Origin of the sequence: Alloalcanivorax xenomutans, from assembly GCF_900217905.1 — a bacterium.
GTDB classification, from domain to species: domain Bacteria; phylum Pseudomonadota; class Gammaproteobacteria; order Pseudomonadales; family Alcanivoracaceae; genus Alloalcanivorax; species Alloalcanivorax xenomutans.
The window spans coordinates 137,217-150,141 of the sequence record NZ_OBMO01000009.1 but is presented as its reverse complement, the minus strand read 5'-3'; the positions used below and the strand labels follow the sequence as shown (position 1 = coordinate 150,141).

The 12,925-nt window shown below is 59.2% G+C and carries 12 protein-coding genes and 1 pseudogene; 5 read left to right on the top strand and 8 right to left on the bottom strand.

From position 1 onward, the window contains the following. Positions 1 to 20 precede the first annotated feature (20 nt). Positions 21 to 1,190 carry a TAXI family TRAP transporter solute-binding subunit gene (locus CRO06_RS09055; protein WP_097058283.1) on the bottom strand — a complete coding sequence of 390 codons (1,170 nt, stop codon included), beginning with the start codon at positions 1,188 to 1,190 and terminating at the stop codon, positions 21 to 23. A 285-nt stretch (positions 1,191 to 1,475) separates the two neighbouring features. Here CRO06_RS09055 and CRO06_RS09050 point away from each other — a divergent pair, with 285 nt between their 5' ends. Beyond that, entirely contained in the window at positions 1,476 to 1,856 is a 381-nt protein-coding gene (locus CRO06_RS09050; RefSeq protein WP_097058282.1) for an MAPEG family protein, read from the top strand. A 33-nt stretch (positions 1,857 to 1,889) separates the two neighbouring features. On the opposite strand, the gene CRO06_RS20200 is transcribed toward CRO06_RS09050, so the two are convergent. Both CRO06_RS20200 and CRO06_RS20395 read right to left on the bottom strand, forming a co-directional pair. Further along, positions 1,890 to 2,060, bottom strand: coding sequence for a hypothetical protein (locus CRO06_RS20200; RefSeq protein ID WP_244902804.1), 171 nt, complete (start codon positions 2,058 to 2,060; stop codon positions 1,890 to 1,892). A gap of 100 nt (positions 2,061 to 2,160) precedes the next feature. After that, a pseudogene (locus CRO06_RS20395) lies at positions 2,161 to 2,520 on the bottom strand (FMN-binding negative transcriptional regulator); the annotation flags it as partial. Positions 2,521 to 2,819: 299 nt separating this feature from the next. On the opposite strand from CRO06_RS20395, the gene CRO06_RS09040 reads away from it, so the two are divergent. Next, complete coding sequence (locus CRO06_RS09040; protein ID WP_022996946.1) at positions 2,820 to 4,010, top strand: RtcB family protein; 1,191 nt, start codon at positions 2,820 to 2,822, stop codon at positions 4,008 to 4,010. Positions 4,011 to 4,273: 263 nt separating this feature from the next. On the opposite strand, the gene CRO06_RS09035 is transcribed toward CRO06_RS09040, so the two are convergent. Further along, positions 4,274 to 5,800: a phospholipase D family protein gene (locus CRO06_RS09035; protein ID WP_244902803.1), complete on the bottom strand. Its 1,527-nt coding sequence runs from the start codon at positions 5,798 to 5,800 to the stop codon at positions 4,274 to 4,276. Positions 5,801 to 6,046: 246 nt separating this feature from the next. Between CRO06_RS09035 and CRO06_RS09030 the strand changes: the two genes are divergently transcribed. Both CRO06_RS09030 and CRO06_RS09025 read left to right on the top strand, forming a co-directional pair. Continuing rightward, positions 6,047 to 7,000, top strand: a complete 954-nt coding sequence (locus CRO06_RS09030) for an aldo/keto reductase (RefSeq protein ID WP_097058280.1) — start codon at positions 6,047 to 6,049, stop codon at positions 6,998 to 7,000. Between the two features lie 634 nt (positions 7,001 to 7,634). Next, positions 7,635 to 8,705 (top strand): cache domain-containing protein, encoded by a 1,071-nt coding sequence (locus tag CRO06_RS09025; protein ID WP_097058279.1) that lies wholly within the window; start codon positions 7,635 to 7,637, stop codon positions 8,703 to 8,705. A gap of 39 nt (positions 8,706 to 8,744) precedes the next feature. On the opposite strand, the gene CRO06_RS09020 is transcribed toward CRO06_RS09025, so the two are convergent. The 4 genes from CRO06_RS09020 to CRO06_RS09005 form a co-directional block, all read right to left on the bottom strand. Next, complete coding sequence (locus tag CRO06_RS09020; protein WP_022996951.1) at positions 8,745 to 10,052, bottom strand: short-chain fatty acid transporter; 1,308 nt, start codon at positions 10,050 to 10,052, stop codon at positions 8,745 to 8,747. 145 nt (positions 10,053 to 10,197) lie between these two features. Further along, positions 10,198 to 10,533, bottom strand: a complete 336-nt coding sequence (locus CRO06_RS09015) for a zinc ribbon domain-containing protein YjdM (protein ID WP_031228901.1) — start codon at positions 10,531 to 10,533, stop codon at positions 10,198 to 10,200. 131 nt (positions 10,534 to 10,664) lie between these two features. Continuing rightward, positions 10,665 to 11,552 carry a haloalkane dehalogenase gene (locus CRO06_RS09010; RefSeq protein WP_097058278.1) on the bottom strand — a complete coding sequence of 296 codons (888 nt, stop codon included), beginning with the start codon at positions 11,550 to 11,552 and terminating at the stop codon, positions 10,665 to 10,667. Between the two features lie 65 nt (positions 11,553 to 11,617). After that, positions 11,618 to 12,067, bottom strand: a complete 450-nt coding sequence (locus CRO06_RS09005) for a GAF domain-containing protein (protein ID WP_244902802.1) — start codon at positions 12,065 to 12,067, stop codon at positions 11,618 to 11,620. Positions 12,068 to 12,306: 239 nt separating this feature from the next. Between CRO06_RS09005 and CRO06_RS09000 the strand changes: the two genes are divergently transcribed. Beyond that, positions 12,307 to 12,882, top strand: coding sequence for an NADPH-dependent FMN reductase (locus tag CRO06_RS09000; RefSeq protein ID WP_063142133.1), 576 nt, complete (start codon positions 12,307 to 12,309; stop codon positions 12,880 to 12,882). The last annotated feature ends 43 nt before the right edge of the window (positions 12,883 to 12,925 follow it).

Sequence of the window (12,925 nt, the reverse complement as noted above, 5' to 3'; positions counted from 1 at the left end):
GTTTACTACCTATGCGTCGGTTAACGGAATACCGGGTTCATACCTGCTGCTTCCAATGCCTTGGCCCGGGCTTCCATCCATCCTTTGCGGAATGCCTCGTCATCTTCCGGGGGATTGCCTTCGGTATAAGCCTTCCAGGTCTTTTGCAGGATCCCCTGACGCTCCACCAATCGATCCTGATGCGCCTGCATCTCGTCGGTCCAGTGACCGATCTCCTTGTAGTAAGCCACCACCTCGTCGTGAAACGGAATCACCCACTGCATGTTCTGGTTTTCCAAGGCGTAACCGGCGTTGCCCGGCGCCGCGTCCTTGAACTTGTCGTAGTCTTCAATCAGTACCTTGACCAAGGAACCGGCCAAACCGGATTTTTCATCCGCATTGCTGACCAGAATCGGATAGGGGTAGGTGGCACCCTGCCACATCTCGCCTTCTCCAAGCCCCGCAGCGGACGTCACCTTGTGGGACTGGAAATACGGCGCAACCGCCTTAAGGCGGTCCCAGCCCTCCTTATCATTCGGGTCCAGAGTCGGCCAGTTGATACCGCGAGGACTGGCAGCCAACTGCTGCGCCACCGGAGTCACCGTCATGGTGAAGGCGGTATCACTTTGCCCGGCAACAACCCCGTCAAAGGTGCGGGCATAGCCGGGGAACTCCACTTTCTCAACGTCATCCCAGGTAAGACCACCAAATGCCAGATAGGCCTCGGTACCAAGATTATTTGCGTCATCGCCACGGATATATGACACCTTCCGGCCTTTCAGGTCCGCCGGAGTCTTTACATCAAGATCACCTGCCACCGCCAGGCCCAGACCGAAGCTGGCGGTGGAAGTCGCGATCACACGGATCGGCTGGGGCCCCCATTCCTTGCTGGCGAACATCAGCACCCCTTCCGAACCGTAGTAACTGGCAATACCGCAGGCGCACATCGGCACCCGGCCGGTACGTAACGGTGTCATCCGCGATACATCATTTTCACCAGGCAGAATACGGACAGAAACTCCATACTCGTTCTTCAGCAGATTACCGATCGACACCATCTGTGTGTAACCGCCGGATCCCGTGCCGTAAGCGGTCATGGCGACAGTTTTGGGCAATTTGACGTCCTCGGCGGCCAAAGCGCTGCCTGAAACCATCAAAGAGCCTGTAACAAGGGCGGAAAAAAGAATGGAGGTCGACTTCAAAACACCCATCAGTGTGCTCTCCCGATTCACTGTTGTTGTAATAAAATGGCTTATGCATTCCGCATAGCGGAACAGCATTCAAATTTATCTACTCAGCTTATACCGAGATACTCGGCGCGGCAAAATTCAATCGCGGACAAACCTTATAGTATGTCACATCGCTTGACCCAACCCATCCCCTTCATGGCTTCCAGAGCAGCGGGCGGCTGAGGCCCACTATAGGCCCGAAATAACTGACGGTTTCAATGACCATCGTTCTATCATCCGCCAACGGAACCCAATCGGAGTGAATCCATGAGTCTCACCATCACCGCTCTCTACAGCGGGCTGTTTATATTGTTACTACTGGCCCTGGCCGCGAACGTGGTTCGCAACCGGCTAAGCGGCCACGTCTCACTTGGTGATGGCGGCAACCCGTCACTCCAGAAGGCGGTTCGCGCCCATGGCAATGCCACTGAGTATGTTCCCATTGTTCTGATTGGCCTGGCTGTTCTGGAGAATCTGGGCACCAGCGCCACACTCCTTCACCTCTATGGATCCGGCCTATTCATCGGACGTCTGCTTCACGCCTGGGGCCTGGCGCGCCCTTCCACCGTCAACCTGGGCCGCCAGAGCGGCATCGTCATCACCTGGGTGGTGATGCTGACAATGGGATTGCAATTGATCTGGCGGTAGCTGGTGCATTGATCGACCGTCCAGAGAAGCGGCTCAGCCGCCAGCCGTGACCTTCTCCACCCAGGCCGCCAGCTCCGGCTGGCGGTCCCGCCCGAGCCCGGAGATCACGCCTTTCTGGTTCTCCTCCGGCTGGTTCTGACTGAGCTTCCATTTGCCTTCGATCTCCCGTACCTCCAGACGCACACCGACAGTGGCCGCAATCATCCGCGCCAAATAATCCTCCGGTGCATCCTGCAATCGCCAGGGGGGGGTCGAATCCCGATTCCATATGATCGGTCAGCTGATTCAACAGGGCCCTCAGCCAGCGCGGATCGTGCTCCAGTGTGAGTGTGCCGCGCACATGCACCACCGCGTAATTCCATGTTGGCGCTGCCCGGCCATCCCGGGCCTTGCTGGGGTACCAATTGGGAGAGATATAGCCTTGTGGGCCATGAAAGATAGCCAGAGCCGATACTGGTTCGAATCCTTCGTCGCACATAGGATTGGCTCGAGCCAGATGCCCCACCAGTGTGGCCCGGCCGTCACCACGTCGCCGCAACAGCAGTGGCAGATGATTGGCGGCCAGCCCCTCTTGTTCAATCACCAGAGTAGCGAACGGAAAGTCCCGGATAAGATCGTCCAGGGCGGTGGCGTCTGTCTGTCGAAAGGCACGGGGCTGATACACTTTTGGGGCCTCTTCACGAATCAAGGACAAGGGGGGTTGCGTCGCCGCCCAGGCGGCGTATTATTCGCATCCTCATTGCTATCAACCCGACATTAACAGGGAGGCCCCATGAAATCACAGCTTAAGAGCTCACAGCGCTAAAACGCCTTCCTGAGACCACTGGAAGGCGCGACAACGTCTTCCAGCGGCCTGCCGAAAACCCTGGTGGACCCTGTTCATCAGGGTTTTTTCGTTATGGCATGGTGGAAGACGCAACAAGGAAGCGGACACGGACCGCGAAGCAATACCGGAAGGACACCATGCCAGTCAAACAAGTGATCAACAAAGGCCGGGTGCCGATCAAGATCTACACCGATCAGATCGAACACGGAGCCTTGAACCAATTAATCAACATCGCGCAGCTGCCGATCATTCACCACCACGTGGCCGCCATGCCCGACGTGCACGCCGGCATCGGCGCCACCGTGGGTTCGGTGATCCCCACCGCCGGGGCCATCATTCCCGCCGCCGTCGGGGTGGACATCGGCTGTGGCATGAACGCGGTACGCCTGACATTGAAAGCCGCCGATCTGCCGGATGATCTTCGCCGGCTGCGCGGCGCCGTTGAGAAGGCGGTACCGGTGGGCTTCAATCATCACGACAAGCCCACCGTGCAGCGCAAGGCGGTGAATCAGCTCGATGCGGGGCTGGACCGAATCATCGGCCGGCACCCGGGCATCGCCAAGATGCAGAAGCCTCATGTCTGGGCACGCCAATTGGGCACCCTGGGCGGCGGCAACCACTTCATCGAACTCTGCCTGGATGAAAATCAGGCGGTGTGGGTGATGCTGCACTCCGGCAGCCGGGGCATCGGCAATGTAATCGGCCGCTACTTCATCAGCCTGGCGCGCAAGGACGCGCAACGGCACCAGCTGCATTTGCCGGATCGAGACCTGGCCTACTTTCAGGAGGGCGCGGAGCATTTCGATGACTACGTGCACGCGGTGGAATGGGCACAGGATTATGCGCTGGCCAACCGCCGGGAGATGATGCGGCTGGTGGTGGAAGCGCTGCGCCCTTTGCTGCCGCCGTTTCAGGTCAGCAAGGAAGCAATTAATTGCCACCATAACTACGTGGCGCGGGAGACGCATTTTGGCCAGGACCTGTTCCTGACCCGCAAAGGCGCCATTGCCGCTGCCCGGGATCAGCTCGGGATCATTCCGGGCAGCATGGGCACCCGCTCCTACATTGTTCGTGGCAAGGGCAATGCCGAATCGTTCTGCTCCTGCTCCCACGGTGCCGGTCGCACCATGAGCCGGAGCGAGGCGAAGCGGCGGTTCAACCGCTCCGACCTGGAAGCCCAAACCCGGGGCGTGGAATGCCGCAAGGACAAAGGCGTGCTGGATGAGATCCCCGGCGCCTACAAGGACATCGATCAGGTCATGGCGGATCAAACCGACCTGGTCGACATCGTGCACACGCTGAAACAAGTGTTGTGTGTAAAAGGCTGAAACCCGCGACAGGAGAACGATATGAAGAAGATGCGTAAACCGATGCGCAATCCGGCGGCCTGCAATCCGCTGATGCGCAAGGGCGGTCCCCACCAGCCCGGCCGGCAGACGATGCGCCCGCGCCTGGACTGGCGGGATGCCCTGGAGGACTACGATGATTGGCAACAGGAAGAGGAGAACGAAGAGGGGCCCGATGGCCCCTCTTTTTTTGGGGCCTGTTCAATTATGTGTTGTCACGGTCCGAGGCATAAACGTTGCTTTCGTCATAGCAACCACTCGATCGGCAACCAGGACAACAGTGACACCCCCCAGCGTTTGACCACCCCTACCCCGGGCTCCTTGCGATAAAGCCGCTCACCCTCCGCGAATTCTTCCACCCAGTACAGATCACCGCTTTGGTCCAGTTTTACCTGGTAGGCGCCTTCCGGAACCCGCGTTGCAAAGGCGTGTGCCACTGCTTTGGCCAGAACCGGACTTTCAATGACAAATCCCAACTCGGTGTTGAGATTGGCGGAGCGCGGATCGAAGTTAAAAGAGCCAACGAACACCCGCTCCTGGTCCACGGCGAAGGTCTTGGCATGCAGGCTGGAGCCGGAGCTGCCAAACGGGCCCGCGCTTTTATTGCGTTCCACACTGTCCGCGGTGGCCCGCATTTCATACAACTGGATACCGGCGGACAACAGATCCTTGCGTCTCTTTGCGTACCCGGCGTGCACCGCCGATACGTCCGTGGCTTCCAGAGAGTTGGTGAGCACCCGGATATCAACGCCACTCTCGGCCAGAGCGGTAAACGCCTCTACCCCGGCGGCGGTCGGCACGAAATACGGTGAAACCAGTTCCAGGCTGGCAGCGGGTGTGCCAATGACCTCCGACAGTTGTGCCATCAGAAGCCCCTCCGGCGCCGCCTCACCCAGCCCCTTGGCGGGATCGTCCGAGACCATCCGGGTTGCCGCCCATTCGAACGGCAGGTTGCCATTACGCAACTGAGTCACCAGCCTGGATTGTTTCAAGGCACGTATATAGGCGTCGGCTTTGCGGGTTCTTTCCAAGCGCGATGCCGACGTCGTCAGCGCCTGCAGGTCGGGAACCGGCTTATCCGACAGAATCAGGTCGGCGGGATAGGAGGAACGGCTGGCCCAGTAGCGATCAAAGTCAACGGATACATCGTTCACCACCGGCCCGATGGCGAGCACGTCCAGATCCGCGAACAATGGGCCATCGGTGGCACCGAAGTACTCGTCCCCCACATTGCGCCCGCCCACCACCGTCACCTGATTGTCCACCGTGAAGGACTTGTTGTGCATGCGCCGGTTGGCCCTGGAGAAATCCGTAATAAAACCCAGGGCCCGTGGCCAACGCAAAACAAAGGGGTTGAACAGCCGCACCTCGATATTGGGATGGGCATCCAGAGCCGACAAAATCTCATCCAGCCCAACCGTGTTATTGTCATCCAGCAGTAACCGGACCCGAACGCCACGATCGGCGGCCCGGTGCAGCGCCTCGAACAGCAGTGTCCCGGTGATGTCGGCGTGCCAGATGTAATACTGGATATCCAGAGTGTGCTCAGCGGCGTCCGCCAGCAGCATGCGAGCGGCAAAGGCCTCCCGCGCATCAACCAGGGCATGGATGCCGCTGTCGCCAGGGTGGGCGTCCACCAGCGGCGCGATAATCTTCCCCATGGCGGAAGTTCGCGCATACTCCGGAGACAGCGCCACGCTGGCGGTACGTCCTTCCAGGGAAGGCAAGCCGGCGCACCCGGCCAGGACCGACAGCAAGATGATCAACGCCAAGCCCCATACCCCATGGCCCGCCATCACCCCAGGCCTCGCAAATCTGGTCAAAGGTCACTCTCCTTTCGTCATAATTGGCCGCACAACATCAAGCAGAATCAGGCAACGATTCCCCATAAAGCCACATTCAAAAAACAACGTCTCTCGTCTAACCTGGAACACCTTCCTTTTTTACCTTTCACCGCCCGCCAGCGGCGGGCGTGCTCCCAACCAACGGGACGACAACACAGGCCAAGGAGTCACTCCATGCAAACGCTTGCTTTTGAGAACGGCGACACCCTGCCCATTATCGGTCTGGGTACCTGGAAGTCCCAGCCCGGAGAGGTCCATCAGGCGGTGCGCGAAGCCATCCGTGCCGGTTATCGCCATATCGATTGCGCCCACATTTATGGCAATGAAAAAGAAGTGGGCCAGGCATTGAACGAGGCGCTGAGCGCGGGCGAAGTGCGCCGTGAGGAATTATGGATCACCTCGAAATTATGGAACAGCGCCCATGCTCCGGAAGACGTGGCGCCGGCGTTGCGGCAAACACTGTCCGACCTGGGGTTGGATTATCTGGACCTGTATCTGATCCACTGGCCGGTAGCGCATAAACCCGGTGTGGTTTTCCCCAATAGCGGAGAAGATCTGTTGTCGCTGGAAGAGCGCCCGATAGCCGCCACCTGGGCTGCCCTGGAGACCCTGGTCGATGAGGGCCTGACCCGTCACATCGGCGTGTCCAATTTCAGCATAAGGAAGCTGCAAGCGCTGCTGGAAACGGCGCGGATCAAACCGGCCATGAACCAGATTGAACTGCACCCCTACCTGCAACAGAACAGCATGCTGGCGTTTTGCCACGCCAACGGTGTTCATCTGACCGCCTATTCGCCATTGGGCTCCTTTGACCGGCCGGAGGCGTTCAAGGCCGCCGATGAACCGGTGTTGCTGGAAGATCCGGTGATTGTGGAGATCGCCGAACGGCATCAGGCCAGCCCCGCTCAGGTGTTGATTCGCTGGGCCACGCAACGGGGCACCGCGGTGATTCCCAAATCGGTGAATCCCGAACGCCTGCGCCAGAACCTGGCCGCCGCCGACCTGGAACTGGACGACGGTGATATGGATCGCATCGCCGCCCTGGATAAACACCGCCGTTACGTATCCGGCGCCAATTGGGCACAGCCGGGCAGTCCCTACACCCTGGAGAATCTCTGGGACGAGTAGTATCGCGGCGCACCCGGGGCTTTCCAGACAGCTTCCCACGGAGGGGCTACGATGTTGCTGTAGGAGTTTTCCTGCAAGTTGGGGACGATCCCCAAGAAGGCATTTGCAGGCAAGCTCCTACAACGACTTCGTAGCCACCGCTGAATTCGCGGCTCCGACCCCCGCATCACCTTAATTTGCGCAACCCTGGCGATCTTCACCTCCCAGGTAATCGCCTCCATTCCTCGGACCGGCTTAATCTTGCTTAACCTGCTGACAAGTGGCGAAGCGATGGCGGCACGGCAACATTTCATCAACGTCGATGGCCCGCGCATGCATTGCCAGGACCTCGGCCAAGGCCAGCCTCTACCGCTGCTGCATGGATACCCGTAAAACCACCGCTGCTGGCGCCATCGGATTCCGCGACTGGCACGGCATCATCGCGTGAAAGGCCCCGGATTGGGTTGCAGGAAGCGTCGCCATTAAAGTTTTTTCAGCTCTTGCCGATATTAGCGCCACGTCCAATTTTATTCTTTTAAAACAAAGGCATGGGAGTAAATCGGCCCGCTTATTGCCAGTTCCGATTCTCTCTCCGTCCCTTCCCGCGCGAAGCGGGCGGTGAACGGGAGAGGTCACGCAATAAGAGGACGCATCCATGCAAGACACCACATTGCTTCAACTGGCCTACGATATTTCCAGGATCACCCACGACAAGGTCGGGGCGATCGAATCGATCATGCACGCCACCCGCATACTTGCTCTCAACGCTCGTATCGAAGCAGCGCGAGCCGGTAGCGCTGGCGCGGCCTTCGGCGTGGTGGCGGAGGAAATCGGCCAGGTGTCTTCGGAGATCAACCATATCGCCGCCGATTTCCGCCAGGCGGTGGAAGCCCATACCCGCGAAATCGAGGATATCGGTGGCCGCATGCTTACCGAATTCCGTGGTCAGCGTCTGACCGACCTGTCACTCAATGCCATCGATATTATCGATCGCAATCTGTTCGAGCGTTCCTGCGATGTGCGCTGGTGGGCCACCGACAGTGCCGTGGTAGCGGCAGCGCGCTCGCCCGATGACCGCCAACTAAGCGACTATGCCAGCAGCCGGCTGGCCACGATTCTACGCTCCTACACCGTGTATCTGGACCTGTGGATCGCCGATGCCAACGGCAATATCATCGCCAACGGGCGTCCTGACCGCTATCCCGATGTTACCGGCGACAATGTCGCTCAGACAGGCTGGTTCCGGAACGCCATGGCCACCGCCAGTAGCGATGACTTCACCGTCGCCGATGTGGCCCGCAATTCCTGTCTGGATAACGCCGCGGTGGCCACATACGCCACCGCCATCCGGGATGAGAGCGGTTCCCCGGTGGGCGTGCTGGGCATCTTCTTCGACTGGACGCCCCAGGCCAGAGCGGTCGTGCGGGGTGTCGGCCTCAGCGACGAGGAACGAGAGCGGTGCCGGGTCATGCTGCTGGATGCCCGCCATCGGATACTGGCCGACTCCAGTGACCAAGGCGCGCTGGGGGATGCCTACCCGCTGGCCAATAACGATCTGTCCAGCGGCTACTATTTGGCGGATAAACAGCGGCTGGTCGCCTTTGCTCTGACCCCGGGCTACGAAACCTACCAAGGCCTCGGCTGGTTCGGCGTCATTGAATACAACCTCGGCGACGAAGCGTCTCAGAGCTCGGCGGTGGAGCACCGGCACGCCCGGTCGGCCTGACCGGGCCATGCCCATGCCCCCCGCGCTGAAAGGGGCGGGCTAGAACCAGGTCAGACCAATACTGATCAGTGCCCCGGTAATGATCAGTTGCACCAGACAGAAGCCCATGATGTCCTTCGCCTTGAGACCGGCGATGGCCAGCACCGGCAATGCCCAGAACGGCTGCAGCAGATTGGTCCAAGCATCCCCCCAGCCCACCGCCATGGCCACCCGGGGCAGATCGGCGCCCAGTTCCTGGGCGGCGGGGATCATCACCGGCGCCTGCACCGCCCACTGCCCGCCGCCGGAAGGCACGAAAATATTCACCACGCCGGCGCTGATAAAGCTCCAGAACGGCAGGGAGTCGGCGCTGGCGATGGAAACGAAGCCGTTGGAGATGGTGGCGGCCAGCCCGGATTGCGTCATAACCGCCATGATGCCGGCGTAAAACGGGAACTGAATGACGATGCCGGCACCGCCTTTGATCGCTTCCTGGAGGCTGTTGAGCAGGCGTCGCGGTGTCTGGTGCAATACGATAGCCAGGAACAGGAACATGAAGTTGACAATATTCAGGTTGAGACCACCGCCACCGGCGAAGTAGTTGATGGCGTAGGCAATACCGCTGAAGCCGATCAGCCAGGCCAGGATCCGGCTGTTTTCCAGATGCTCGGCCGGCCGCGTCACCGCCACGTCCACCTCGGTACCATCCTTCAGGGTTTCAGCGTCGACGTAATGGCTGTCCTCCTCCGGCGGCAACATCCATCGATTGACCAGCGGTACGGCGATAAACAACATCACCACGATCGCCAGATTGAAGAAGGAGAAAATCGTCTGCCCGGTGCCGATGATACCGATCTGCTCCTGGGTGAAGTGCCCTTCGGTGGCGATGGTCAGGGGAATCGACCCCGCCAGACCACCATGCCAGACGATAAAGCCGGAATAGGCGGCGGCAATCAACAACGGGTAATGCACCCGCACCTGCCGGGCTAATGCCTTGGCGAACAATCCGCCCACCACCAGGCCAAAGCCCCAGTTGATCCAACTGGCCGCCAGGGCCACGTAGGTTACCAACAAGATGGCCTGGCCTGGTGTACGGGCCAGCGATGCCAGCCGATTGAGAATGCCCTTTACCAGCGGGGTACTGGCGAGCATGAAACCGGTGACCAGCACCAGCAACATCTGCATGGAGAACGTCAACAGGCCCCAGAAACCGTCTCCCCACATCACCATAACGGCATGCGGGGAGTTGCCTTCAACCAGCATCGCGGCGGCGAACGCCACCAGCGTCAAAATCAAAACAAAGATATAAGGGTCCGGTAGATAGCGTTCCACCAGACGCACGAAGGGTTTGGCGATGGTATTCAACATGAGGGTCTCCCAGTTGTTATCGTTATTCCGCCAATGGCGGATTAAACAACAGAATAGGGAACCGCCAAACGACCGCCTACCTCAATTCGACCTTTGACTAAAAAAACGGAAACACCCCCCTGGGCGGAGGGTGTAAACAAAGAAATCAGACTTTCTTGACGAACGCGGACTTCAGTTTCATTGCCCCGATGCCATCGATCTTGCAATCGATATTGTGATCACCGTCCACCAGGCGGATATTCTTCACCTTGGTACCGACCTTCACCACCGAGGAGGAGCCTTTGATCTTGAGATCCTTGATCACGGTCACGGTGTCACCATCCTCAAGGACCGTTCCATTGGCGTCCCGGACCATAGATTCGCTATCCGCGCTTTCGCTCTCGGTATTCCATTCATAAGCGCACTCCGGACAGACAAAAAACGCACCGTCCTCATACGTGTATTCGGAGCCACATTGCGGGCAGGAAGGTAAAGTACTCACTGGTGCATCCTGTTCAGTCTGAAGGGAAGTAAGGGACCGCGGGTCATGGTCAGCCGGCATGCTTCCCGGGAGGGCCATCATACTCCGATCACCATGAAACGGCATGCCGGTTCCAAAACCGCGGACGCCCCTTATGAATTGGGCATGGCCTCCAGCCAGCGCGCCACCGCCTGCCCGATCTCCACCGGCGAGTCTTCCTGAAGAAAATGATTGCCGCGCACCGTCACCTCGGTTTGGTTCGGCCAGGTGCGGCAAAACTCACGCTGCCGGCCAATTAAAATGGAGCCCGGATCCGCGTTGACGAACAGCTTCGGCAGCGGCGATGCCGCCAGCCAGTCGGCATAATCCCGCACCACTCGAACCATTTCCGCGGGTTCGCCATCAATAGGAATGTCCCGGGGCCAGTCCAGGGTCGGCTGACGATCTTCCGGTTTCTGGAACGGACGCCGGTATTCCGCCATTTCCGCTTCACTCAGATCACGAATTACCGAGCCCGGCAATACCGCCTCGACAAACATGTTCCGATTGAGGATCAGATCCTCGCCCTTGTCGGAGCGAAAACCCTTGAAGATGCCCCGTGCCGCCTCCGGCCAATCCTCCCAGGTCACCGGCATGACGATGGCTTCCATATAAGCAATGCCTTTCACCGCATCCGGATGACAACGGGCCCAATGAAACCCCAGCGCACTGCCCCAATCGTGCACCACCAACGTGACCCGCTGATGACATCCCAGCGCCTCCAGCAGGCCTTCCAGATAGTGGTAAGCGGTATCGAAGCCGTAGGCTTCGGCCCCTTCTCCGGCGGGCAGCTTTTCCGAGTCACCCTGCCCGATCAGATCCGGGGCGATCAGGCGGCCCTGTCCGGCCAATTCCGGCATGACATTACGCCAGAGAAAGGATGATGTGGGGTTACCGTGGAGGAAAACAATCGGATCGCCCTCGCCTTCATCCACATAGGCCAGGCGTTTGCCGTGGATAACCTTCTCATGTTTTGGATAAGGGAGCTGTTCTCTGAGCATGATGTCCTCCTGTTATGGTTATTGATGACAACGGCCCCACATTCTCCTCCGCCCTCCCAAGGTACTCAACCCGTTATGCCCGCTATCCCCTGCCGCGCCAGCAACGCCTCGCGAACATCTCTACCGGCGCGATGTAACTCACGGATATCGTTATGGAAAAAGCTCTTGGCGATCACAGTCTGGATCACCAGCACACCGATCAGTTGATCGTCATTGCGCAAAGGGATCCCCAGGTAACTCTTGAAGCGCTCCTCGCCGGAGTTGGCCACATGATGATAGTCCGGATGATCGGCTACCTGCCTTGCCACCACCGGCTGACCAGTACGCGCCACCTTGCCGGTCAACCCCTGTGAAAACGTCATCCGTGCCCCCATAGCCTCCGGGTCCAACCCACTGCTGGCCACCAATTCCAGCTCTCCCGTTTCCGGCAAAGCCAGATAAAGGCTACAGACGTCCACCGCCGACGCCAGGCGAACCGCTTCAACCCTTTCCTGCATGGTACTTTGATATCCCATCTCCCCCCCTTTCGTTGAGCGCCATTGTCCAAAGCATGAATCAGTGGAGGCAAGTTGCATGCCAGTAGCGCCGGAGACATCGGCACTCTTGTCTTCATCCATCGCCGTCACACCATTTCAACACCGCGATGCTTTGCGCCTATCGCCACAAGAGATCGAACCTTCCTTGATCTAAACCTTGCTTTAGGTTTTAGAGTCACAACCACGATTTCATCACACCAGCTGACTGGAGTAACAACATGGCCAAACCAATCCGTATTGCCTTGATTTACGGCAGCACCCGGGAAGGCCGATTCTGCGATACGATCATCCGCTGGGCGGCCCGCGAGATCGATGGCCACGAAGCCTTCGAGCTGGACGTCATCGATCCCTCGCCCTTGTTTCCGAACCCTGCCAATGAGCCTCCGAGCGACTCCGCCGCCAATGATTTGCAGCAACGCCTGGATCGCGCCGACGCCTTCGTGGTCGCCACGCCGGAGTACAATCACAGCTTCAGCGCGCCCCTGAAGCACCTGTTGGACAGTATTTATGGCGTCTGGCAGGCCAAACCGGTGGCTTTCATCAGCTACGGAGGCGTGTCCGGCGGGTTGCGGGCCGTGGAGCAATTGCGGCTGGTGTTCGCCGAACTTCACGCCGCCACCATTCGGCAGGTGGTGAGCTTCCCCAATGCCCCCGAGCAATTCGACGAACAGGGATATCCGCGGGATCCGGAGCGGACCTCACGGAATCTCACCAAACTGCTGGCACAGTTGTGGTGGTGGGCGAACGCCCTGCGGCAAGCAAGGCAGGAAGAGGCGTATGCGGGCGTGTCGTGACAGTGAGACTGGATTACGAAGCCGTCGTGGGAGCTTGTCCGGG

Bases quoted from the DNA above. Each gene is read 5' to 3' on its own strand.
- CRO06_RS09055 (WP_097058283.1), bottom strand. From the start codon at position 1,190: ATGGGTGTTTTGAAGTCGACCTCCATTCTTTTTTCCGCCCTTGTTACA.
- CRO06_RS09050 (WP_097058282.1), top strand. From the start codon at position 1,476: ATGAGTCTCACCATCACCGCTCTCTACAGCGGGCTGTTTATATTGTTA.
- CRO06_RS20200 (WP_244902804.1), bottom strand. From the start codon at position 2,060: ATGATTGCGGCCACTGTCGGTGTGCGTCTGGAGGTACGGGAGATCGAA.
- CRO06_RS09040 (WP_022996946.1), top strand. From the start codon at position 2,820: ATGCCAGTCAAACAAGTGATCAACAAAGGCCGGGTGCCGATCAAGATC.
- CRO06_RS09030 (WP_097058280.1), top strand. From the start codon at position 6,047: ATGCAAACGCTTGCTTTTGAGAACGGCGACACCCTGCCCATTATCGGT.
- CRO06_RS09025 (WP_097058279.1), top strand. From the start codon at position 7,635: ATGCAAGACACCACATTGCTTCAACTGGCCTACGATATTTCCAGGATC.
- CRO06_RS09020 (WP_022996951.1), bottom strand. From the start codon at position 10,052: ATGTTGAATACCATCGCCAAACCCTTCGTGCGTCTGGTGGAACGCTAT.
- CRO06_RS09010 (WP_097058278.1), bottom strand. From the start codon at position 11,552: ATGCTCAGAGAACAGCTCCCTTATCCAAAACATGAGAAGGTTATCCAC.
- CRO06_RS09005 (WP_244902802.1), bottom strand. From the start codon at position 12,067: ATGGGATATCAAAGTACCATGCAGGAAAGGGTTGAAGCGGTTCGCCTG.
- CRO06_RS09000 (WP_063142133.1), top strand. From the start codon at position 12,307: ATGGCCAAACCAATCCGTATTGCCTTGATTTACGGCAGCACCCGGGAA.